Origin of the sequence: Anaerococcus sp. mt242 (genome assembly GCF_016798225.1) — a bacterium.
GTDB lineage: Bacteria > Bacillota > Clostridia > Tissierellales > Peptoniphilaceae > Anaerococcus.
Window position 1 is genome coordinate 29,881 of record NZ_JAEUYX010000008.1, and the last position, 21,288, is coordinate 51,168.

At 32.2% G+C, this 21,288-nt stretch carries 24 protein-coding genes; 20 read left to right on the forward strand and 4 right to left on the reverse strand.

Going from position 1 to position 21,288, the window contains the following annotated elements:
• The first annotated feature begins 24 nt into the window (after nt 1–24).
• The 11 genes from JNO63_RS04965 (at nt 25) to JNO63_RS05015 (ending at nt 10,916) form a co-directional block, all read left to right on the forward strand.
• The gene (locus JNO63_RS04965; RefSeq protein ID WP_203127395.1) at nt 25–1,182 is read left to right on the forward strand and encodes an AI-2E family transporter; all 1,158 of its coding nucleotides are present in this window, start codon (nt 25–27) and stop codon (nt 1,180–1,182) included.
• 53 nt (nt 1,183–1,235) lie between these two features.
• A complete protein-coding gene (locus JNO63_RS04970) occupies nt 1,236–1,967 on the forward strand; it encodes a hypothetical protein (RefSeq protein ID WP_203127396.1) in 732 nt (243 codons plus the stop codon).
• Between the two features lie 50 nt (nt 1,968–2,017).
• The gene (gene hemW, locus JNO63_RS04975; protein ID WP_203127397.1) at nt 2,018–3,142 is read left to right on the forward strand and encodes a radical SAM family heme chaperone HemW; all 1,125 of its coding nucleotides are present in this window, start codon (nt 2,018–2,020) and stop codon (nt 3,140–3,142) included.
• Between the two features lie 72 nt (nt 3,143–3,214).
• A complete protein-coding gene (gene hrcA / locus JNO63_RS04980) occupies nt 3,215–4,228 on the forward strand; it encodes a heat-inducible transcriptional repressor HrcA (RefSeq protein WP_203127398.1) in 1,014 nt (337 codons plus the stop codon).
• A gap of 12 nt (nt 4,229–4,240) precedes the next feature.
• On the forward strand, nt 4,241–4,819 hold the full coding sequence (grpE, locus tag JNO63_RS04985) for a nucleotide exchange factor GrpE (protein ID WP_203127399.1): 579 nt from the start codon (nt 4,241–4,243) through the stop codon (nt 4,817–4,819).
• A gap of 12 nt (nt 4,820–4,831) precedes the next feature.
• Complete coding sequence (dnaK, locus tag JNO63_RS04990; RefSeq protein WP_203127400.1) at nt 4,832–6,649, forward strand: molecular chaperone DnaK; 1,818 nt, start codon at nt 4,832–4,834, stop codon at nt 6,647–6,649.
• Nucleotides 6,650–6,755: 106 nt separating this feature from the next.
• Entirely contained in the window at nt 6,756–7,871 is a 1,116-nt protein-coding gene (gene dnaJ / locus JNO63_RS04995; protein WP_203127401.1) for a molecular chaperone DnaJ, read from the forward strand.
• The gene (gene mtaB, locus JNO63_RS05000; RefSeq protein WP_203127402.1) at nt 7,871–9,166 is read left to right on the forward strand and encodes a tRNA (N(6)-L-threonylcarbamoyladenosine(37)-C(2))-methylthiotransferase MtaB; all 1,296 of its coding nucleotides are present in this window, start codon (nt 7,871–7,873) and stop codon (nt 9,164–9,166) included. The genes dnaJ and mtaB overlap by 1 nt, the downstream gene beginning before the upstream one ends.
• Nucleotides 9,167–9,272: 106 nt before the next feature.
• On the forward strand, nt 9,273–9,608 hold the full coding sequence (locus tag JNO63_RS05005; protein ID WP_203127403.1) for a histidine triad nucleotide-binding protein: 336 nt from the start codon (nt 9,273–9,275) through the stop codon (nt 9,606–9,608).
• Between the two features lie 57 nt (nt 9,609–9,665).
• Entirely contained in the window at nt 9,666–9,845 is a 180-nt protein-coding gene (gene rpsU, locus JNO63_RS05010) for a 30S ribosomal protein S21 (protein WP_203127404.1), read from the forward strand.
• A gap of 87 nt (nt 9,846–9,932) precedes the next feature.
• On the forward strand, nt 9,933–10,916 hold the full coding sequence (locus JNO63_RS05015) for an NAD(P)-dependent oxidoreductase (protein ID WP_203127405.1): 984 nt from the start codon (nt 9,933–9,935) through the stop codon (nt 10,914–10,916).
• 21 nt (nt 10,917–10,937) lie between these two features.
• Here JNO63_RS05015 and rsmI read toward each other — a convergent pair whose 3' ends face one another.
• The 4 genes from rsmI to JNO63_RS05035 form a co-directional block, all read right to left on the reverse strand.
• The gene (gene rsmI / locus JNO63_RS05020) at nt 10,938–11,759 is read right to left on the reverse strand and encodes a 16S rRNA (cytidine(1402)-2'-O)-methyltransferase (protein ID WP_203127406.1); all 822 of its coding nucleotides are present in this window, start codon (nt 11,757–11,759) and stop codon (nt 10,938–10,940) included.
• Between the two features lie 68 nt (nt 11,760–11,827).
• Nucleotides 11,828–13,687: an FAD-binding protein gene (locus JNO63_RS05025; RefSeq protein WP_203127407.1), complete on the reverse strand. Its 1,860-nt coding sequence runs from the start codon at nt 13,685–13,687 to the stop codon at nt 11,828–11,830.
• A gap of 71 nt (nt 13,688–13,758) precedes the next feature.
• Complete coding sequence (locus tag JNO63_RS05030; protein ID WP_203127408.1) at nt 13,759–14,460, reverse strand: tRNA1(Val) (adenine(37)-N6)-methyltransferase; 702 nt, start codon at nt 14,458–14,460, stop codon at nt 13,759–13,761.
• A gap of 56 nt (nt 14,461–14,516) precedes the next feature.
• On the reverse strand, nt 14,517–15,941 hold the full coding sequence (locus JNO63_RS05035; RefSeq protein ID WP_203127409.1) for an aldehyde dehydrogenase family protein: 1,425 nt from the start codon (nt 15,939–15,941) through the stop codon (nt 14,517–14,519).
• Nucleotides 15,942–16,068: 127 nt separating this feature from the next.
• On the opposite strand from JNO63_RS05035, the gene glmM reads away from it, so the two are divergent.
• From glmM to rplL, 9 genes are all read left to right on the forward strand, one after another.
• Nucleotides 16,069–17,421 carry a phosphoglucosamine mutase gene (gene glmM / locus JNO63_RS05040; RefSeq protein WP_203127410.1) on the forward strand — a complete coding sequence of 451 codons (1,353 nt, stop codon included), beginning with the start codon at nt 16,069–16,071 and terminating at the stop codon, nt 17,419–17,421.
• A complete protein-coding gene (locus JNO63_RS05045) occupies nt 17,414–17,731 on the forward strand; it encodes an aspartate 1-decarboxylase (aspartate alpha-decarboxylase) (protein WP_203127411.1) in 318 nt (105 codons plus the stop codon). The genes glmM and JNO63_RS05045 overlap by 8 nt, the downstream gene beginning before the upstream one ends.
• Nucleotides 17,732–17,806: 75 nt before the next feature.
• On the forward strand, nt 17,807–17,956 hold the full coding sequence (gene rpmG / locus JNO63_RS05050; RefSeq protein WP_203127412.1) for a 50S ribosomal protein L33: 150 nt from the start codon (nt 17,807–17,809) through the stop codon (nt 17,954–17,956).
• A 9-nt stretch (nt 17,957–17,965) separates the two neighbouring features.
• Nucleotides 17,966–18,157: a preprotein translocase subunit SecE gene (gene secE / locus JNO63_RS05055; protein ID WP_203127413.1), complete on the forward strand. Its 192-nt coding sequence runs from the start codon at nt 17,966–17,968 to the stop codon at nt 18,155–18,157.
• A 7-nt stretch (nt 18,158–18,164) separates the two neighbouring features.
• Nucleotides 18,165–18,767 (forward strand): transcription termination/antitermination protein NusG, encoded by a 603-nt coding sequence (gene nusG, locus JNO63_RS05060; protein ID WP_203127414.1) that lies wholly within the window; start codon nt 18,165–18,167, stop codon nt 18,765–18,767.
• Nucleotides 18,768–18,827: 60 nt separating this feature from the next.
• Complete coding sequence (gene rplK, locus JNO63_RS05065; RefSeq protein WP_203127415.1) at nt 18,828–19,256, forward strand: 50S ribosomal protein L11; 429 nt, start codon at nt 18,828–18,830, stop codon at nt 19,254–19,256.
• Nucleotides 19,257–19,294: 38 nt separating this feature from the next.
• Nucleotides 19,295–20,005 (forward strand): 50S ribosomal protein L1, encoded by a 711-nt coding sequence (gene rplA / locus JNO63_RS05070; RefSeq protein WP_203127416.1) that lies wholly within the window; start codon nt 19,295–19,297, stop codon nt 20,003–20,005.
• 201 nt (nt 20,006–20,206) lie between these two features.
• Nucleotides 20,207–20,863, forward strand: coding sequence for a 50S ribosomal protein L10 (rplJ, locus tag JNO63_RS05075; RefSeq protein WP_203127417.1), 657 nt, complete (start codon nt 20,207–20,209; stop codon nt 20,861–20,863).
• 22 nt (nt 20,864–20,885) lie between these two features.
• Nucleotides 20,886–21,272, forward strand: a complete 387-nt coding sequence (gene rplL, locus JNO63_RS05080; protein WP_203127418.1) for a 50S ribosomal protein L7/L12 — start codon at nt 20,886–20,888, stop codon at nt 21,270–21,272.
• The last annotated feature ends 16 nt before the right edge of the window (nt 21,273–21,288 follow it).

The following is a 21,288-nucleotide window of genomic DNA, read 5'->3' on the forward strand; positions in this document are numbered from 1 at the left end:
ACATAAAAGCATAAGGGGAATAATATGGAATCCAAAAATCTATACGAACGCATATTTTTGCGAACTGGAATAATAATTTTATCAATTTTATTTTTAATATTTTTAGCGCCACCTTTATTTGATGCAATGATGCCTATAATTTTGGCCTTAGCATTGGTAGCGCTACTTACACCACTTATAAAAAGAATAGATGATCTATTGCCAATAAAGCATACCATAATTTCATATATAGTCGGAACTATACTTTTGATAGTAATTTTATTTTTACTAATTTGGTTTACTCAATTTATTGTAAATCAAGTAAGTGGACTGATAGGAAATATAATTGGGAATTGGGATAAGATTGTATCATCCACAAATGAATGGATAAATTCAGTTAACTCACAAATTAATTTATTGCCAGATTTTGTATCTAATGCCATTAGATCTGGTCTTGATGCTCTTTATCAATTCTTAGGAAATTTACAAAAAAACGCTGTAAATATTACACTTGGTTTTACTACTGCCTTTATAAATACATCAAACGATATTATATTTTTTGCCATTACATTTATAGTTGCCTTTTATATAATACTTGGAGATATGGAACTTGTTACCTTAAAATATCACTCAAAATTTTCAGAAAGAACTAAGAAAAATTTTAGTTTGATTAGAAGTGTATTTAAAAATTCTACATGGAATTATATTAAGTCGCAGTTAAAATTGGCACTTTTATGTGCAGTTATTATGGCTATAGCACTTAAAATTTTAGGCCAGCAATATTTTATACCAGTTGCCTTATTACTTGGATTTCTAGATTTGCTGCCAATGATTGGGCCTATTATATTAATGTTACCTTGGTCTGTTGTAGAACTTTTTGTATTTAATAATACTTATAAGGGAGTAGGATTACTAATAGTTTTATTTATCTGGACTGGACTACGACAAGTAATATCACCAAAAGTTATAGGATCATCGGCCAATATTCATCCAATCTTGTCAGTAATTTCTCTTTATGCAGGTCTTAGATTATTTGGAATTAGTGGTGCTGTATTTTTCCCAGTTATTTTGATATTTATTGTGGGTATATATAGGTCTGGAATTATTGATAATTGGATATATGATTATAAATTATTTTTTGATTATATAGGTGATACATTAAACATTGGTAAGAGAAATTTAAAAGTGCCAGATGAAGATTAATTTCTAAACAGTATAGTAATACTAGTGATAATAGTTATCATTAAGGAGTTATTATGGATAAATATCAAGTAAAGATTTTAGATATAAAAGAAGAATACAAAAATGTTTTTACCTATACTTTAGAAAAGCCAGACGAATTAATGTGGGATGAAGGTTCTAGTTTCCACTTGGCTTTACCAGGATATGATACAGGTAGTGAAATAAACAAAAAGTTAGTCCACCATCTAAGTATAAACACTTTGACAAACGAGGGAAATATTAGATTTACAACAAAGATTCCTATTAGAAAATCAGTTTTTAAAAAAGCTCTTTCAAATCTTAATGTGGGAGATGAGGTTACTATTTTTAAAATAAAATCTCATATGGCATTACGCCGTGAGGATAAGCCAATAGTTTTACTTTCCCAAGGACTTGCCATGTCAACCATGAGACCGCTTATAAAAAAATTTGAAATAGATAATTCTAACATACCAGAATTAATTAGTATAAATGTAAACAAGAAAGATAATCATTTATACGAAAAGGACTTTGAATGTGTGGATGGTTCATGCTTTATTAAATATTGGCTAGAATCTAGAAATGAGTACTTAGATAAATTAGTTGAGATTGCAAAAGAAAAATCAGATGCTTACTTTTATGTGGTAGGAAGTGAAATATTTGTTCTAGATTCTTTGTATACATTAAGAGAAAATGGCATAGCAAATGAGCAAATCATAATTGATAAAGATCTTGAAAAAAGAGATATAGTGTTTGAAACACTAGCAAATTATAATATGATAATTTAAAAAGGATGGCATCAGCCATCTTTTTTATTATTTAGTAATAAGGAGAAAAGATGCAAAAAGTTGGTTGCTATATCCATATTCCTTTTTGCCAAAAAAAATGCTATTATTGCGATTTTTGTGCATACATGAATGTTGAACATAGGATAGATAATTACATAAATAATTTACTAAAAGAGATAAAACTATATCAAGATAGATTGTGTTGTGAGATTGACTCAATATACATAGGTGGTGGAACGCCTTCATATATAGATGGAAAATATATAGAACAAATCATAAAAGCAATACAAAGATTTAAAATAGATAAGATAAAAGAATTTACTATCGAATGCAACCCAAATTCTATTTCAAAAGACAAATTACTTTTGTACAAAGACTTAGGAATCAATCGAATATCATTGGGTGTGCAATCATTTGATAATAAAGTTTTAAAAGCAATTGGGAGAAATCATACGGCTGAGATTGCACTAAATGACATAGATTTAATCAGAAAGCTAGGCTTTGATAATCTTAGCTTTGATTTGATGCTAAACTTACCAAAACAAGATTATAAGTCAGTTAAGAATGATATAGAAATGGTAAAAAAAATATCGCCTGAGCATATATCATGGTATTCACTTATATTAGAGGAAGGATCAAGATTTTATGCCCTTGATAAAAAAGGAAAATTAGATTTGATGGAAGATGATACAGAGGTTAAAATTTTTGATAATATCATAAATGAGCTTTCGGATATTGGACTTAAGCGATATGAAATATCTAATTTTGCTAAAGAGGGCTATGAGTCCTATCATAATAAAAAATATTGGGAGGGGAATGGTTATATTGCCTTTGGTATGAGTGGATCAGGATATATATCAAATGTTAGATATACAAATACAAGAAATTTTGTTCACTATGACCAAATGATTGGTCAAGGTAAACTTCCGATTGAAGATAAAAGTTTCATCTCCAAGGAAGATAGAGAAAAAGAATATATAATTTTTAAGCTCAGAGAAACAGCAGGGATTAATCTTGAAGAATTTAAAAATAAGTTTGGAGAAGATTTTCTTATTAAGTATAAAAAAGAAATAAAAAAATTTGATAATCAAGACTTTTTTATTATAGATCAAAATTTCAAATTTAGCCAAAATGGAATGAATTTATCTAATGAATTTTTAAGATTAATTATATAATCTTGACAGGGTGTTTTTAGATAGTATATTAATGCTAGCAGTCGATACCAAAGAGTGCTAAAGGAGAAAATTTTGGATGATAGAAAGCTAAAAATATTATTCTCTATCATAGACTCTTACATCACAGATGGTGAACCAATAGGTTCAAAAAGCCTTGCTGATACTTACAACTTAAATGTATCTCCCGCAACCATCAGAAACGAAATGAGTTCTCTTGAAAAAATGGGTTTAATTGAAAAAGCCCACTCTTCAAGCGGAAGACTTCCTTCTGATAGGGGTTACAGAATGTTTGTAGATTATATTCTTGAAAATGAAATGGAGGATATATCTAGGGCAAAGCAAAGTAATACGATTATAAACTTACTTGATAAAAGATATCACAATGCAGAAGACATTGTTGAGACTGCAACTAGGATGCTTGCTGAAATAACAAATCTTACAGCAGTATCCATGACACTTAAAAACGAAATAAAAACTTTGGTAAATATGGAGCTAATAAAATTATCAGATAGGCAATTACTTTTATTAGCAGTTTTTGATAATGGAATGATTATAAAAGATAGTATATATCTTAACTATGAAATCAACTCTGAGCAGCTTTTATTTATCAATAACGTTCTTAAAAAAACTATGGTAGGAACGGATATCAATGAGCTTTATGATAATATAAGATTACTTGAAACAACTTTGCTAAATGATTACAAATCATTGCTTGAAATTATTGAAAAAAGACTTAAAGGTCAATCCTTTAAAAGTCTCAATAAAGAGATTCAAATTGAGGGCCTAGGCAATATTTTCAATTTTAAAGAATACGACGATTTATCAAAGGCACGTGATTTTATTAAGTTATTAGATAGTAAAGAAAAATTAAATAGTTTTTTGGGTAACAGCATATATGATAAATTGGATATTTCAATCGGTTATGAAAATGAGCTTGATGAGCTAAAGGAAAATACAGTTATAACATCATCTTTTAAAATAAATGATGATATTGTAGGCCATATCGGCATCATCGGGCTTACAAGAATTAATTATGTTGATGTAATATCCGATATCATGATGATATCTACTCTACTTAATAACTAAAGGAGTTTAAGGATGGATGATAAAAAAATAAATGATGACAAGCTGAATGAAGACCAGTTTGCTGATGAAGAAATTATCGAAGAAGATGAAGTAATCGATGGCGAGATTATCGATGATAATTATGAACTTATAGATGAAGAAAATGAAGATGAAATAAACGATACGAAAATCGAAGAAGATTTTAACGAGTTTAAAGACAAATATCAAAGACTATTAGCTGATTTTACAAATTATAAGCAAAGAGAAGAAGCTAGCAAGGCAGATTTCAAAAAATTTGCAGTAAATAACTTGGTAGAAAAACTTTTACCGGTATTAGATAACTTTGATAGGGCCCTTAAAGACCAAGATCCTGAAAATGGACTTGTAAAGGGAATTGTAATGACTCGCGATGAAATGCTAAATATTCTCAAAAACGAAGGTTTAGAAGAAATCCCATCTGATGGCGAATTATTTGATCCAAATGTTCACCAAGCGGTTTTAGCAGAAGATTCTGATGAGGTTGAAAGTGATCACATCATAGAAACATTTCAAAAAGGTTATAAATTAAACAATAAAGTTATAAGACCTGCAATGGTTAAGGTAGCAAAATAGGAGGCTATTAATATGGCAAAAATTATAGGAATTGACTTAGGTACAACAAACTCAGCAGTAGCTGTAATGGAAGGTGGTTCTCCAGTAATCATCCCAAATAGTGAAGGAAACAGAACAACACCATCAGTAGTTGCATTCTCAAAAGATGGTGAAAGATTAGTTGGTGAAACAGCTAAAAGACAAGCAATCACAAACCCAGACAGAACAATCTCATCTATTAAAAGAGAAATGGGTTCTGACTATAAAACAGCAGAAATTGATGGCAAAAAATATTCACCAGAAGAAATCTCTGCAATGATTCTTCAAAAATTAAAATCAGATGCTGAAAAATATTTGAATGATACTGTAACAAATGCAGTAATTACAGTACCTGCATACTTTACTGATGCTCAAAGACAAGCAACAAAAGACGCAGGAAAAATTGCAGGGCTTACAGTAGATAGAATTATCAACGAACCAACTGCAGCATCTCTTGCATATGGTCTAGATAAAGAAGATGACCAATCAAAAATCATGGTATACGACCTAGGTGGTGGTACATTTGACGTATCAATCCTAGAAGTTGGTGATGGAGTATTTGAAGTGCTTTCAACACGCGGTAACAACAAACTAGGTGGGGATGACTTTGATAATAAATTAGTAGATTATTTAGCAAGCGAATTTAGAAAAGAAAATGGCGTAGACCTTACAAAAGATCTTACAGCTATGCAAAGACTAAAAGATGCAGCTGAAAAAGCTAAAAAAGAACTTTCATCAACAATGACAACTAATGTAAACCTACCATTTATTACAGCAGTAGATGGACAACCAGTTCACTTAGATATTTCTATTAGTAGAGCTAAATTTGATGAACTTACAAAAGATCTTGTTGAAGAAACAAGAAAACCAGTAGAAGATGCATTATCAGATGCAGGACTAAAATCTTCTGACATTGACAAAGTACTATTAGTAGGTGGATCTACAAGAATTCCTGCTGTACAAGACTTAGTTAAAAACTTAGTTGGTAAAGAACCACAAAGAGATATCAACCCAGATGAATCAGTAGCGCTTGGTGCAGCTATCCAAGGTGGAGTACTAACTGGTGAAGTTAAAGATTTATTACTATTAGACGTTACACCATTATCACTAGGAATCGAAACATTAGGTGGAGTTGCAACAAAACTTATCGAAAGAAATACTACAATTCCAACTAAAAAATCACAAGTCTTTACAACAGCAGCAGATGGTCAAACTGAAGTAGATATCCACGTTGTACAAGGTGAACGTGAAATGGCAGCAGATAATACTACACTTGGACGTTTCCAACTAACAGGAATCCCTGCAGCAAGACGTGGTGTACCACAAATCGAAGTAACATTTGACATTGATGCAAATGGTATAGTAAATGTAACTGCAAAAGACCAAGGTTCAGGAAAAGAACAAAAAATTACAATCACATCATCTTCTAACCTAACAGAAGAAGAAATCGATAAAAAAGTAAAAGAAGCTGAACAATTTGCTGAAGAAGATAAAAAGAAAAAAGATGATATAGATGCAAAAAATAATGCAGAAAGTTTAGTTTACCAATCAAGAAAAACTCTAGAAGAATCTGGTATTGAAGGTGCTCAAAAAGATGAAATCGAAGCAGAAATCAAAAAATTAGAAGATGCGATCGCTTCAAATAACACAGAAGAAATCAAATCTCAAACAGAAGCTCTTCAAGAAAAAATTTATTCAATGAGTGAACAAATGTACAAAGCTGCGGGAGCAGAAGGTGCAGAAGCAGGAAATGCTGCTGATGATGATGTAGTAGATGCTGACTACGAAGTTATCGATGATGATGAAGAATAAATTTGATTTATAATAGCAAACTTAAACAAAATAAGTATAATAATCTAAATAAAATAAAAGCTATTTCATTGTGAAATAGCTTTTTTTAAGTGTAAATGGAGGAAAAATGCAAGATCCATATGAGGTACTTGGCGTTAGTCGTGATGCTAGCGACCAAGAAATAAAAAGAGAATACAGAAAACTTGCTAAAAAATATCACCCCGATTTAAATCCTGGGGATCAAGAAGCAGAACAAAAGTTTAAAGAAGCAACTTTGAGCTATGAAATATTATCAGATAGTGAAAAAAGAGCCCAATACGACAGATACGGTGCAGCTGCCTTTGAAAATGGAGGAGCTGGTGGATATGGCGGATTCTCCGGGGGTTTTGGAGATCTTTTCGGTGATCTATTTGGCGATTTATTTTACGGTACTGGTGGAGGGTCTACAAAAAGACCTACAAAAGGTGCTGATATTCAACAAATAGTTAAACTTACATTTGCAGAAGCTGCTTTTGGAGTAAGCAAAGAAGTTCAAGTAAGACGCGAAGTAGAATGCGATACTTGTAATGGAACTGGAGCTCGTGATGAAAGTTCAGTCCATACTTGTGATAAATGTAACGGAGCAGGAATTGTAAATGATGTTGCTCAAACACCTTTTGGTAGAATGAGCAGAACTGTAACTTGTGATAAATGTGGTGGAACTGGTGAAATTATAGATGATCCATGTAAGGTATGCCACGGGCAAGGAACAATTGTAAAATCTGAACGCATAAAAGTTGATATCCCTTCAGGGGTTGAAAAAAATAATGTAATGCGCATCTCAAATAAAGGTAGTGTTGGAGAAAATGGCGGTCCAAATGGAGACTTATATGTAATTATTGATGTAGAGGATCATGAAATATTTAAACGTGATGGCTTAGATATTTATTACGATATACCAATATCTTTCCCAACAGCAGCCTTAGGGGGAGAAATAGAAATTCCAACCCTACACCAAACTAGAAAGTTTGAAATACCAGCAGGAACTCAATCTGGTACAAGATTTAATCTTAAAAAAGAAGGAATTACCGATGGTAGGACAAAAAGAACTGGAGATCTATACTTCTATGTTCAAGTTGTAACACCAACTAATTTAAACAATGAACAGAAAGAAGCCCTTGAAGCCTATGCTAATACTTTAGGGGAAGAAGTAAAGGCTCATGAAAAAGGCTTTTTTGCAAAATTAAAGGACTTATTTGACTAATGGCAAATACATTTAACATAATCACTCTAGGCTGTAAGGTCAATCAATACGAATCTGAAGCTGTAGAAGAATTATTCCTGAAAAAGGGATACGAAAAAGCAGCTGATAATGCTGATATTTACGTAATAAATACCTGTACAGTAACAAATATGAGTGATAGAAAAAGTAGACAAATGATATCTCGAGCACGCCGTGACAATCCAGAAGCAGTAGTTGCTGTTATGGGTTGCTATTCTCAAGTAAAGCCTGAGGAGGTTGCATCAATTGAGGGAGTGGACATTGTCCTAGGTTCTCGTAATAAAGAAAATGTTGTAGAACTTTGCGAAGATGTCTTACAAAATAAGGGTGCAATTGATAAAATCATCTCTCCAAGTGAAAGTAAAACTTTTGAAGAGCTACAAATTTCTAATCAAACAGAAATGACAAGAGCCTATCTAAAAATCCAAGATGGCTGTAATATGTATTGCTCCTATTGCTTAATTCCTTATGCAAGAGGCAATATTGTAAGTCGTGACATCTCATCAATTGTTGAAGAAACTAAAAGACTAGCTAAAAATAACTTCAAAGAAATAGTTTTAACAGGTATACATGTCTCAAGCTATGGTAAAGACTTTGAGGACGGATCTAGCCTAATAGATGTTATTGAAGCTGTAGCAAAAGTAGATGGAATAGAAAGAATACGACTTTCATCTATGGAACCAAGGTATATTTCTATAGAATTTTTAGAAAGAATGAAAGCAACAGGCAAGGCTTGTGATCATTTTCACTTATCATTGCAATCCGGATCAGATGATGTTCTAAAAGCAATGAACAGAAAATATGATAGAGCTTTATATAAAGAAAAAGTAAAAGAGATTAGACAAGTTTTCCCAAATGCCGGGATAACTACAGATATCATAGTAGGTTTCCCTGGAGAAACTGAAGGAAATCACAAGCAAACTATGGGTTTTGTAAATGAAATTAAGTTTTCAAAAACCCATTTATTTAAATTCTCACCAAGAGAAGGTACACGTGCTGCAAAAATGGCAGACCAAATAGATGGCACAAGCAAAAAGGATAGACTCCATGATTTAGAAAATATTGAAGAAACTAACCGTAAAGAATTTTTAGAAAAACAAATAGGAAATGTTTTATCAGTTTTAGTAGAATCTAAATCAGACCTGGAGGGTTATAGCGGAGGATACTCTACAAATTATTTAAAAGTAAATGTTAAAGAGGACATCCCGGCAAATTCAATTATTGATGTTAAAATTACTGATATAATTAAGGATGAACTTGTGGGGGAGCGTATTTAAAAAACTACTTTTTGATAATATAAATGTATAGGATGTGCATTTATCAATATTATTTATTGACTTCATTTTTTTATTGTGGTATTATAAATAGCAATGGGGGTGAAGTATGGATTGTGTATTTTGCAAGATTGCAGCAGGAGAGATTCCTACTGATAAAATCTATGAAGATGAATATATAATTGCATTTAATGATTTAGATCCACAAGCGCCTATCCATTTTCTTGTTATACCAAAAAAGCACATAACAAGTTTAGCTACGCTCGATGAAAGTGACAGCGATCTATTAGCAAAAATTATGCTAGCTATTAAAAAATTAGCTAATGAAAATAATTTAGAAGGATATAGAGTTGTTACAAATATCGGCGAAGATGGGGGACAAACAGTACCTCACTTGCATTTTCATGTTCTAGGTGGCAGAGCATTTCACTGGCCTCCAGGCTAGAAATGACTACAATAGAATCTGAAAAAATTTTTGTGTTATACGAGAGGGGGGATAGAGATGACAGAAATCAGAGTTGGAGAAAATGAATCAATCGATAGTGCAATTAAAAGATTCAAAAGACAATGCGCAAGATCCGGTGTACTTTCTGAATACAGAAGAAGAGAACACTACGAAAAACCAAGCGTTATTAAAAAGAAAAAAAATGACGCAGCTAAAAGAAAAAACAGAAAAAAATAATTTATGATATAAAGAACCTAAGTGGTTCTTTTTATTTTATCTAAAATTAGGGTACAGATATTATATAAACTTTTAAAGGAGCAATAAATGAAAATATGCATATATAATCCAAACCCACTTTCTGAAAAATATATTAAAGAGTGGGAAAAGGAAAATAATATAGAAGTATATATAATTAATGAACCTATCAATAAAGACAACTTAGATAAACTTGAAGGTTATGATGGGTTAGTTGTAACTGCATCCAGTGAGATTAGTGATGATATGTATCAAAAAATTGCAGGCTATGGCATCAAACAAATATCAATAACCTCAGTTGGATACGATAAAATCAATCTAGAAAAGGCAGATGAAGCTGGTCTTATCATCACAAATACCCCTGATTATTCACCAGAATCCATTGCTGAATTTACAGTAATGATGATTCTAAAACTCTTAAAAAGAGATAGTGAAATCCAAAAGGATATGAAAAATAAAGATTTTCGTTTTTCAGAAAATAAATTAGGACAAACAATAAGAGGAAAGACTCTAGGTATATATGGATTAGGAAATATAGGATATCTTGTAGCACAGGCCTTAGATGGTTTTGGAGTAGATGTTATAGCTACAACACCACATCCTAAAACATACGCAAAAAACATAATAAAGTTTGTAGAATTTGATGAACTTTTAGAAAAATCAGATATCATATCTGTTCACGCAGCCTTAGTAGATGAAAATTTCCACCAATTTGACAAAAATGCTTTTGACAAAATGAAAGATGATTCCTTTATTGTAAACACATCTCGAGGAGGACTTATTGATACAAATGCCCTACTAGAAGCAATTGATAATGAGAAAATAGCTGGAGCAGCTTTAGACGTTTATGAAAATGAAGAAGGAATCTATGGAAAAGATAATCCATCTTATGACGATGAATTATTTAATAAGTTACTAGATCATCCAAAAGTTGATATGTATAATCATGTTGCATTTTTTACCGAAACTGCTTTGGAAAATCAAATGAAATTTGCATTAAATAATGCAGTTGAAGTTATTAAAACTGGTGATAGTAATAAAAGAGTAAATTAAAAATCGGGTCAAGTACCCGATTTATTTGTTTAATGATAAGACATATTCATAAATTTCATTTTTTGAAAAATTGCTTATCTCTTTTATATTTTTTACTATGTCTTTTGTTCTTAAACCATCGTTGATTTGTGTTTTTATTATATCTTCATAATCTTTTAGTTCTTTATCTTGGCCATCAACTTTACCAGATAAAATTAATACAAATTCACCTTTTAAGATTATATCATCTACATTTATATCTGAAATATCTTCTAATACAAATTCTTCAAATTTTTTTGTAAGTTCACGTGCGATGCAAAGTTTTCGATCGGCAAATTTCTTTTTAAAGTCAGCGATAGTATTTTCTAAATTGTGGGGGGTATCAAAAAGAATTGCTGTCTTGTATTCATTTTCTAATTCTATATATAGTTTATTTTTATCTCCATTTTTCTTTGGAATAAATCCATAATAAGAAAATCTATCATTATTAAGTCCAGAGCCTACGAGGGCTGTAATTATGGAACTTGCACCTGGTAAAATTGTATAGGAAATATTCTCTTCTATACATTTTTTTATCAAAATATGTCCCGGATCTGAGATGCCTGGCATACCTTGATCAGTTATTACTCCATAAGTTTTTCCAGCTCGTGCATTTTCAATTATTTCTATAGATTTGCTTGTTTCATTAAATTTATGATAGGAGGTAAGGGGCTTATTAATCTCATAGTGGTCAAGTAATTTTTTGCTTTCTCTAGTATCTTCGCAAGCAATTATATCCACTTCTTTTAAAGTATTTATTGCTCTAATTGTCATATCTTCGAGGTTTCCTATTGGTGTTGGGATAAAATAAATTTGATAGTCCATAAAAACTCCTTTAATTTATTGTATCAAAAAACACGCCTAAAACAAATTAGACGTGTTATATAATTATTTTATTTGTTAATATTTTCTGCTGCAGATTTACCTGAGATTCTACCAAATATAACTGCTGATGAGTAAGCTCCTGATGTATCAGTTACTTCACCTGCTGCATAAAGTCCTTCGATAATATTATCTTCATTATCTAAAACTTGAGCTTTTCCATTTGCAACTATTCCACCTTTTGTCATGTGTAGGGCAGGAGTTACTTTTACACAATATAGTTTGCCATCTTTATTTATTTCAGCTTCTGCTGCTTCTTCTCTAAATGGATCATCCGCTTCACCTTTTACAGCTTTATTGTATGTGTCAATAGTTTCATTTAAAGTATCTGCTTCACATCCTATAGCTTCTGCAAGTTTTTCTACAGAATCATATTCGTCAATGTATCCCTTTTCTACTTGGTTAGATAATCTGTAAAATGAATCTTTTGCTGTTTCATCAAATATATAATAAACTGGACGATTTTTCATCATTTCTTGACCATACTCTATATCACCACTTGTTTCGTCGATAAATCTTTCTCCATTTTCATTTACAAAAATAAAGTTGCTATCAAATGCACCTGTTAGGTCACGTCTTGGGTCTAGGATTTTAGGGAATACAGATGGTTTTTCCATATCGCCTAGTTTAATGTTATGATTTTTAGCTATTTCTACAAAATCTCCTGTCGCACCTATTTGGTTAGATGTTGGGATTTCTTCAGCGCCAGGGATGTATTCTGCGAGTAACTCAGGATTATTTGCAAATCCACCTGTTGCTATTACTGTAGATGTAGCGTTAATTTTATAAGTGTTTTCTTTATCCTCAACTGCAGCTCCAGTTGCTTTACCATCTTCGATTACTAAATCAGTTGCTTTTGTGCCTGGGATGATTTCTACACCAAGGTCCTTAGCTATAGCTTCAAGTTTTGTTTGGATATAGTCTCCGGCATATTCATCTTCTTTAGCCATGTGGTTCATAGATCCATCTTCACCAAAGTTATAATCTAAATCTATGCCTTGATCTCTTAGCCAGCTATCTACTTCAAAAGCACCTTCGGTTACAGCATCAATTCTATCTTCACTGTCCCAAGATTTTTCTTTATATTTTTCTTTATATTCATCTTTGGAAACTTCATTATTGTTAGCTTTCATAGCTTCTGAATTTGCCATATCAAAGAAATTCATATCAAATTTTCCGTTACCACTTAAGATATCCATTTTTTCAATTACTGTGACTTTATCCACACCATCTTGTTTTGCTTGGATAGCAGAAGCAAGACCAGCTGGACCAGCACCGATTACAAGTAAATCTGTAGTTTTATCTTCAGCTTCGGTCAATTCTCTATCTTCTTCATAGCCTGTTGAATTACTTACTTTAATTGAGTCCTTTTCTAGACCTGCTTCTTCTAATGCCGCTAATGTTGCTTGTTTAATAGCTGTTGTTGAGTATGTTGCGGCAGATACAGAATCTACGTCTGGGCTATTTGCTTCAATTATTCTTTCTTTAATGATAGGAAATGCTCTATTAATTACAGCATCTGATTCGTGATTTTCTAAAAGTTCTATGTCAGAAATTTTGCCATCAGCAATTGTTACTTCTAGATTTAGTTCACGGTCATAGCCATTAGCACTAGCCTTGTATGTACCGTCCTTTAAAGATGAATTAGATTCGTTTTTGTTATCATCTTTATTTGATTCATCATCTTCTTTTTTTTCAGACTCTTTTTCTTTAGATTCTGTTGTTGAAGAGTCAGCCTGATTTTTATGATCTACTTCAGCTTTTTGTTCGGTCTCTTTTGCTGGCTCATTTGTTTTATTATTATCACAAGCTGTAAAAACTAGGGATAATGAAAGGGCCAGAACGATAGATTTAAATTTATTAATTTTCATATCTCCTCCTTTAGAAAATTATAATCAATAATATTTTAACATTTTGTTAAATATATTACAAACTGTACGTTTTATAAATGACCGTTGATTTTTTTCATTTCTTCGCTATAAGTTCCATCTTTATAAATAATAAGAGGATCTTCTATTTTTAATCCATCATTTGCATTTTTTACAAATTCGATAAGTATAAATTGTGGTTTTTTATTATAAGTTGATTGAACGAATCTTATCCTCTTAGTTTTTAAATTTCCCGAAGATTTAAATATATCTACCATACGTTCGGGTTTGTGAATCATATACATTTTGCCCCTGTCTTTTAAAGTCTTATTTGCAAAATCAAAAATGTTTTGTAGGGTCAAGTATTTTTCTTGGCGTGATATTAAAAATTCTTCGCTTTTATTATTTATATTATCGCTTATCTTGTAGTAGGGAGGATTGGTTATTATATAATCGGCAGTATTTGTTTCAAGATCAACTTGATTTAAATCTTTATTTATAATTTCAATATTAGATATATCATTTAATTTTAAATTTTTTTCTAATAATTCGGATTTTTCATCTTGGATTTCAACTGCATAAACTTCTTTTAAATTATAATAAGCATTTGCTCCTAAACTAAGTATTCCAGATCCACTGCCTATGTCTATTAAAGTCTTTCCTTTTTTCATTTTTGCAAAATCTAAGAGTATTATAGAATCCACACCAAAAGTGTAAGACTTGTCTACATGTATCATTTTAATATCTGTGTTTGGTATATAATCTAATTTTGTCATATTATCATTATAGTATATTTTTGCACAAAAAAAGAAGAGCCTAGGCTCTTCAAAATTTATTTTGTATATATTGATTTTAATTCATAATATTCAAGTAATCCGTATAATCCACCCTCACGTCCAATACCTGATTGTTTATAGCCTCCAAATGGCAAGTTTGGTCCTTTTGTAGATGTATTTACATAACATTCGCCAGCATAGATTTGTTTTGCGATTTCTAGTGCTTTATCATTTTCACCGAATACTGCTGAGGATAAACCGTAGTCAACTGAGTTTGCAACTTCTATAGCTTCCTCAACATCTTTTACTTTTATGATAGATAAAACAGGGCCAAAGATTTCTTCATCGTGGATTTTCATACCAGGTTTTACATTTGTGAATATGGCTGGTTTTACGTAGTATCCTGTGCCATCTTTATTAGGCACTTCTCCACGTATTAATTCCGCTCCTTCTTCAATGCCTTTTTCAATATAACCTTTTACTCTTTCAAATTGTTTTTTACTAGATAATGGACCTACCACTGTATTTTCATCTGTTGGATCTCCCACAGGGAAGTTTTCATATTGCTTTAGAAATTCTTCTAAGACTTCATCATATATATCCTCTGTGAGAACTGCACGAGATAGGCAAGAGCAAGTTTGTCCAATGTTTTTATAAACTGTACCTAAAACTTGTTCAACAGCTTCTTTGATATTTGCCCCTTTTACAAATACTGCCGGTGATTTTCCGCCAAGTTCTAAAACTACTTTTGTCGCAGTATCCATACCAGCTTTTGCTGATGCAGCTCCTCCGGCCAACGAACCAGTATAAGAGATCATAGCAACTTTTGGATGTTTATTTAGTATATCTCCGACTTCTGATCCTTGTCCAGTAACTAGATTAAATACTCCTTTTGGGAAACCAACTTCATCAATACCTTTTGTTAGTAAGTAAGCAGAAAGTGGGGTAATAGTTGCAGGTTTTTGCACAACTGTACATCCAGATAATAGAGCTGGGATTACTTTTTGGATTATTTGACCCAATGGATAATTCCATGGGGTAATAGATGCAACAACTCCGATTGGTTCTCGCACTAAGATACCACCTTCCATTGGAGTTTCTAAATCAATATTTTCTACTTGTTCAATAAATACATTTGTACGATCTACTTGTCTTCCAACTTGAGAACCATGGCCAACATGAATTGGGATACCGAGTTCAAGCAAGATTAGCTTATCAAAATCATCTTGGTGTGCATCTATCCATTGATTTAATTTTTTTACTAAATCAACCCTTTCGCTAAGGGGAGTTTTTGACCAAGTTTTAAATGCTTCGTAAGCTGCATCAACAGCTTTATTTATATCTTCTTCATTTGCACTAGGGATTTTAGCAAAAATTTCTTCTGTTGCTGGATTTTCGACATCGATAAATTCTCCGCTAGTGCTGTCTATATATTCACCGTTTATATAAAGTTTTTCATTGTTTAAGTTTTCTAAATTCATAAAATCACCTCAAATAAATTTTACCCAATAGAAATTTTAATAACCATTAGTTTTTTTAAGTTAACTCAAAGTGTATAATAAAAATATAAAAAACAGATATACATATTAAAAAGTATGAGGAGGGTTTATGAAATATTTCGGAACCGATGGTTTTAGAGGAGAAGCAAATAAGGGACTAAATGTCTACCATGCTTTTAAAATAGGAAGATTTTTGGGTGATTATTTTAATAAAAAAAATGGATATTCAGGAAAAATTGTAATTGGAAAAGATACTAGAAGATCATCATATATGTTTGAAGACGCACTGTCAGCAGGTATTACATCTTCTGGATCAAATGCCCACTTACTTCACGTAACACCAACTCCATCTGTATCTTATATAGTAAGAAGTGAAGATTTTGATTGTGGAGTTATGATTACTGCAAGCCACAATCCTTACTATGACAATGGTATAAAACTTATAAATTCAAATGGGGAAAAAATGAATGATGAGTTTTTAGAAAAACTTGAAGCATACATTGACAGTGATATTGCCGATATAGATCTTGCAGTAGGAGAAAATATTGGACGTACAGTTGACTTTATAGGTGGAAGAAATAGATACATTGCATTTTTAATCCAAACAGTGGATAAATCCTTTGAGGGTATAAAGGTTGGTCTTGATTGTGCAAATGGTGCAAGCTTTACAATTGCAAAACCAGTTTATGATGCACTAGGCGCTGATACTTATGTAATGAATGATAAGCCAAATGGATTTAATATAAATGTTGATGCAGGCTCCACTCATATAGAACACCTTCAAAAATTTGTGGTAGAAAATAAATTAGATATAGGCTTTGCTTTTGATGGAGATGCTGACAGATGTATAGCAGTAGATAGCGAAGGTAATGTGGTAGATGGTGATTCTATAATTTATGTATGCGCTAAACACATGAAGGATGAAGGAAAACTTCCATCAAATACTGTTGTTACTACAGTAATGAGCAATATTGGTCTTTACAAAGCCTTAGATAATTTAGGCATTGAATATGTAAAAACAAATGTAGGTGACAAATATGTTCATCAAGCAATGGAAGAAAATGATTATGAAATCGGTGGAGAACAATCAGGACACGTTATATTTAGAAAATATGCAAATACTGGAGATGGAATATTAACTTCACTTAGGGTTATGGAGGCAATGATTGATCAAAAATGTGATTTAAAATCTCTAACCCGTGATCTAACAATATTCCCACAAACTTTAGTAAATGTTAAGGTTAAAGATAAAGAAGCTACTTTAAATAACGAAAAAGTAAATCAAAAGGTAGAAGAAATTCCCCAAAGACTTGCTGATAGCGGTAGAGTTTTAGTCCGTGCTAGTGGTACAGAGCCACTTATAAGAGTTATGGTAGAAGCTGAAAGTGATGATCTTGCTTCAAAAGTAGCAAATGAAATAGTTGATATTATTAATAAAGAGGGTTTAAGCTTAGATGCGTGATTTTAAAACAGGCAGACTAATAGATCCAAAAGAACGCGTACTTATTGTAAAAGATAAAGTTTACTCTAATGATAGTTTTATAATTTTTAATACATCAAAACTAGAAGACTATCCACCTGAGGTTTACTATGATAGGGAGGATATATATCTTGGAAAAATGTTTGATGAAGATGTATATGTTTTACCAGATATTGAAGAAATATTATTAGGATATCAAGACCAGTGTTTCTCAAATCATGACCTAGAAGATTTAAGGAAATTTTTGGTAAATAAAAGAATAACTTTTTTTGAAAGATTAGAGCAAAATTAGGTTGACAAAGTCTTTTATGGATGGTATTATTAACACTTGTAGGAATTATCCGTATATTAAATAGGAGGTGTTTTAATGGCAGATAAAGTAAAATTAGAATGTACTGAATGCAAAAACAGAAACTATGATACTACAAAAAATAAAAAAACTCATCAAGAGAGAATTGAGTTAAATAAGTATTGCCCATTCTGTAAAAAACATACATTGCATAGAGAAACAAAATAGGAGCAAAATATGGCAAAAAAAGAAGAAGGTTTTTTCGCCTCTGTTGGGAGAGAAAGAAAAAAAATTCAATGGCCAAGTAAAGAAAATACTATTGAATATACATTATTAGTATTAGCAATCAGTATTATTACAGGCCTTGTAATTTGGTTCTTAGATAAAGTTGTATTTAGCAACCTATTGAATTTCTTAATCAATTTGTAGGTGACCAATGACAGATTCTTTTGACAGAAACGAACCTTTAGAAGATCAAGCCGAAGCTGTAGATGATACAGTAGAAGAAACCAGCGAAGCTTCTGAAAAAGCAAAATGGTATGTAGTTCATACCTACACAGGTTATGAAAACAGAGTTTGCGATAAAATTCGATCAATGATTGATAACGAGCAAAACCCAGACATAATCGATGTTACAGTGCCAACAGAAGAATACGTAGAAGTAAAAAACGATCAGAAAAAAGTAAAAACTAGAAAACTTTTCCCAGGCTATGTTATGGTAAAGATGAATGTAACCAACAAATCATGGTACATCATCAGAAACACCCAAGGGGTAACCGGTTTTGTGGGACCAGATAGAAAACCTGTACCACTTACACCAGCTGAAGTCAGAAAATTTGGTGTAAAAGAGAAAAAACCAATCCTAGATATAAATGTAGCTGTGGGAGATGATATCAATATTATTGCAGGTCCATTTAAGGATTTTGTAGGAAAAGTAACAGAAGTAGATCAAGAAAAACAATCTATAAAAGCATTTGTAGATATATTTGGGCGTGATACTTCAATAGACTTAGAATTTACAGATATCGAAACTATTTAGTTTTAAAACTGCTAGAAAGTGGGAGGGTAATCCCCCGATATAACCACAAGGAGGTAAATTATGGCAGATAAAGAAGTACAAGCAGTAGTTAAATTACAAGTACCAGCAGGAGCAGCATCACCAGCACCACCAGTAGGTACAGCACTAGGTCCACACGGAATTAATATTATGGACTTTGTACAAGCATTTAATTCACAAACAGCAGATCAAGCTGGAATGATTATACCGGTAGAGCTAACAGTATTTACGGATAGAAGCTTTACATTTATAACAAAAACACCACCAGCACCAGTATTAATCAAAAAAGCTATCAACCTAAATAAAGGATCAGGTGAGCCAAACAAAAATAAAGTTGGAACAATCAAAAGAAGCCAACTAGAAGAAATAGCTCAAACAAAAATGAAAGACCTAAACGCAGCAAGCTTAGAAGCTGCAGTTAGCATGATAGCAGGAACAGCAAGATCTATGGGAGTTACTGTAGAAGATTAGTGGGAGAGGAAACTCGACTGACCACAAGGAGGAATTAAATGGCAAAAAGAGGAAAAAAATATTTAGAATCTAAAAATTCATATAACTCAACACAAGAATATGAATTAAACGACGCATTAGAAATAGTAGAAAAATCAGCTAAAGCAAACTTTGATGAAACAGTAGAACTTCACCTAAAACTTGGTGTTGATAGCCGTCACGCTGATCAACAAGTTAGAGGTACTATAGTTCTTCCACACGGAACAGGTAAAGAACAAAAAATACTTGCTTTCGTTAAAGAAGATCGTATCCAAGAAGCATTAGATGCAGGTGCAGATTTTGCAGGTGGAGATGAATTAGCAGAAAGAATTCAAAACGAAAACTGGTTAGACTTTGATGTTGTTATAGCAACACCAGATATGATGGCTACAGTTGGTAAAATTGGTAGAATCCTTGGCCCACAAGGTTTAATGCCAAACCCAAAAACTGGAACAGTTACAATGGATGTAAAACAAGCTATCGAAGAAATCAAAGCAGGTAAAGTAGAATACAGAACAGATAAAGCAAACTTAATCCACGTTCCAACTGGAAAAATTTCATTTGGACAAGAAAAACTTGCTGAAAATATCCGCGCTCTACTTACAGCAGTAGTAAAAGCAAAACCAGCATCTTCAAAAGGTAGATATATCAGATCAGTTACTGTAACAAGTACTATGGGACCTGGTGTAAAACTTTCTCCACAAAGAGTAATGGATTTAGTTGAAAAATAATTTGCAAAAATAAAAATATATGATATAATATCATAGTCAAATAAACAGGCTACCAAAGACTACGCAGACAGTAATGTTTAATAATTGCGTATAGGTGGGATAAATGAAACTTACATCCCCACCGATGTAAGCATATTAAATATGCTTACTTTAAGTGGGGGTTTTTTAATACCTACCAAAAAGCCTTTAGGAGGTGAAAAAGTGAGCGAAAAAGCTATAGCAGCTAAACAAGAAGTTGTTAATGAAATTAAAGAAAAAATCGAAAATTCTAAATCTGTAACTCTTGTTGGATTCGACAGAATGGATGTACAAGAAATCACTGACTTACGTACAAAATTTAGAGAAGGTAACTCAGAATATAAAGTTTACAAAAACACAATGATGAGATTTGCTTTTGAAGAACTTGGATACAGTGATTTAACAGGTGAACTTAAAGGAGCTAATGCATTAATCTTCTCAAACGAAGATTCAGTATCAGGACCAAAAGTTGCTGTTGATTACAGAAAAGAAAGCGATGAAGCAAAAGAAAAACTTCTTATTAAAGCAGGTCTAGTTGATGGATTGATTCAAACTAGCGAACAAATGACTTCAATTGCATCATTACCAAGCAAAGATGTTCTTTACTCAATGCTTGCAAATGTATTATTATCACCAATCAGCACTCTTGCTGGAGACCTTAATAATACAGTTGCTAAAATTGCTCTTGCTCTTGATGCAGTACGTGTTAAAAGAGAAGAAAATGGTGAAGTAGCAGAAGAAGTTAGTGAACCAACAACAGAAGTAGAAGAAACAGAAGCTACTGCTGAAGCAGTAGAAGCAGAAAATACAGAAGAAAACGCAGAAAGCGACGCTGAATAATAAAAATAAAAGGAGAATTAAAATGGCAAGCGAAAAAGTAACACAATTATTAGAAGATATTAAAAATCTTACAGTACTAGAACTATCTGACCTAGTACACGCAATCGAAGAAGAATTTGACGTAACAGCACAAGCAGCAGTAGTTGCAGCAGCTCCAGGAGCAGCAGCAGCTGGTGGAGAAGCAGCAGCAGAAGAAAAATCAGAATTTGATGTAGTTCTTAAATCAGCTGGACAAGCTAAAATCAACGTAATCAAAGTTGTTAAAGATGCAGCTGGTCTAGGTCTTAAAGAAGCTAAAGCATTAGTTGATGGTGCACCTGCAACAGTAGCAGAAAAACTATCAAAAGACGATGCAGAAGCTTTAAAATCTCAATTAGAAGAAGCTGGTGCAGAAGTAGAACTTGCATAAATGTAAATAATATTAA

What these genes read in the sequence shown, in the direction of transcription:
- rplL (WP_203127418.1), top strand. Translation starts at nt 20,886, where the DNA reads ATGGCAAGCGAAAAAGTAACACAATTATTAGAAGATATTAAAAATCTT.
- rpmG (WP_203127412.1), top strand. Translation starts at nt 17,807, where the DNA reads ATGGCAGATAAAGTAAAATTAGAATGTACTGAATGCAAAAACAGAAAC.
- dnaJ (WP_203127401.1), top strand. Translation starts at nt 6,756, where the DNA reads ATGCAAGATCCATATGAGGTACTTGGCGTTAGTCGTGATGCTAGCGAC.
- rpsU (WP_203127404.1), top strand. Translation starts at nt 9,666, where the DNA reads ATGACAGAAATCAGAGTTGGAGAAAATGAATCAATCGATAGTGCAATT.
- JNO63_RS05025 (WP_203127407.1), bottom strand. Translation starts at nt 13,687, where the DNA reads ATGAAAATTAATAAATTTAAATCTATCGTTCTGGCCCTTTCATTATCC.
- JNO63_RS05005 (WP_203127403.1), top strand. Translation starts at nt 9,273, where the DNA reads ATGGATTGTGTATTTTGCAAGATTGCAGCAGGAGAGATTCCTACTGAT.
- dnaK (WP_203127400.1), top strand. Translation starts at nt 4,832, where the DNA reads ATGGCAAAAATTATAGGAATTGACTTAGGTACAACAAACTCAGCAGTA.
- secE (WP_203127413.1), top strand. Translation starts at nt 17,966, where the DNA reads ATGGCAAAAAAAGAAGAAGGTTTTTTCGCCTCTGTTGGGAGAGAAAGA.
- JNO63_RS05045 (WP_203127411.1), top strand. Translation starts at nt 17,414, where the DNA reads ATGCGTGATTTTAAAACAGGCAGACTAATAGATCCAAAAGAACGCGTA.
- JNO63_RS05015 (WP_203127405.1), top strand. Translation starts at nt 9,933, where the DNA reads ATGAAAATATGCATATATAATCCAAACCCACTTTCTGAAAAATATATT.
- rsmI (WP_203127406.1), bottom strand. Translation starts at nt 11,759, where the DNA reads ATGGACTATCAAATTTATTTTATCCCAACACCAATAGGAAACCTCGAA.
- JNO63_RS05035 (WP_203127409.1), bottom strand. Translation starts at nt 15,941, where the DNA reads ATGAATTTAGAAAACTTAAACAATGAAAAACTTTATATAAACGGTGAA.
- hemW (WP_203127397.1), top strand. Translation starts at nt 2,018, where the DNA reads ATGCAAAAAGTTGGTTGCTATATCCATATTCCTTTTTGCCAAAAAAAA.
- nusG (WP_203127414.1), top strand. Translation starts at nt 18,165, where the DNA reads ATGACAGATTCTTTTGACAGAAACGAACCTTTAGAAGATCAAGCCGAA.
- grpE (WP_203127399.1), top strand. Translation starts at nt 4,241, where the DNA reads ATGGATGATAAAAAAATAAATGATGACAAGCTGAATGAAGACCAGTTT.
- JNO63_RS05030 (WP_203127408.1), bottom strand. Translation starts at nt 14,460, where the DNA reads ATGACAAAATTAGATTATATACCAAACACAGATATTAAAATGATACAT.
- glmM (WP_203127410.1), top strand. Translation starts at nt 16,069, where the DNA reads ATGAAATATTTCGGAACCGATGGTTTTAGAGGAGAAGCAAATAAGGGA.
- rplK (WP_203127415.1), top strand. Translation starts at nt 18,828, where the DNA reads ATGGCAGATAAAGAAGTACAAGCAGTAGTTAAATTACAAGTACCAGCA.
- JNO63_RS04965 (WP_203127395.1), top strand. Translation starts at nt 25, where the DNA reads ATGGAATCCAAAAATCTATACGAACGCATATTTTTGCGAACTGGAATA.
- mtaB (WP_203127402.1), top strand. Translation starts at nt 7,871, where the DNA reads ATGGCAAATACATTTAACATAATCACTCTAGGCTGTAAGGTCAATCAA.
- rplA (WP_203127416.1), top strand. Translation starts at nt 19,295, where the DNA reads ATGGCAAAAAGAGGAAAAAAATATTTAGAATCTAAAAATTCATATAAC.
- JNO63_RS04970 (WP_203127396.1), top strand. Translation starts at nt 1,236, where the DNA reads ATGGATAAATATCAAGTAAAGATTTTAGATATAAAAGAAGAATACAAA.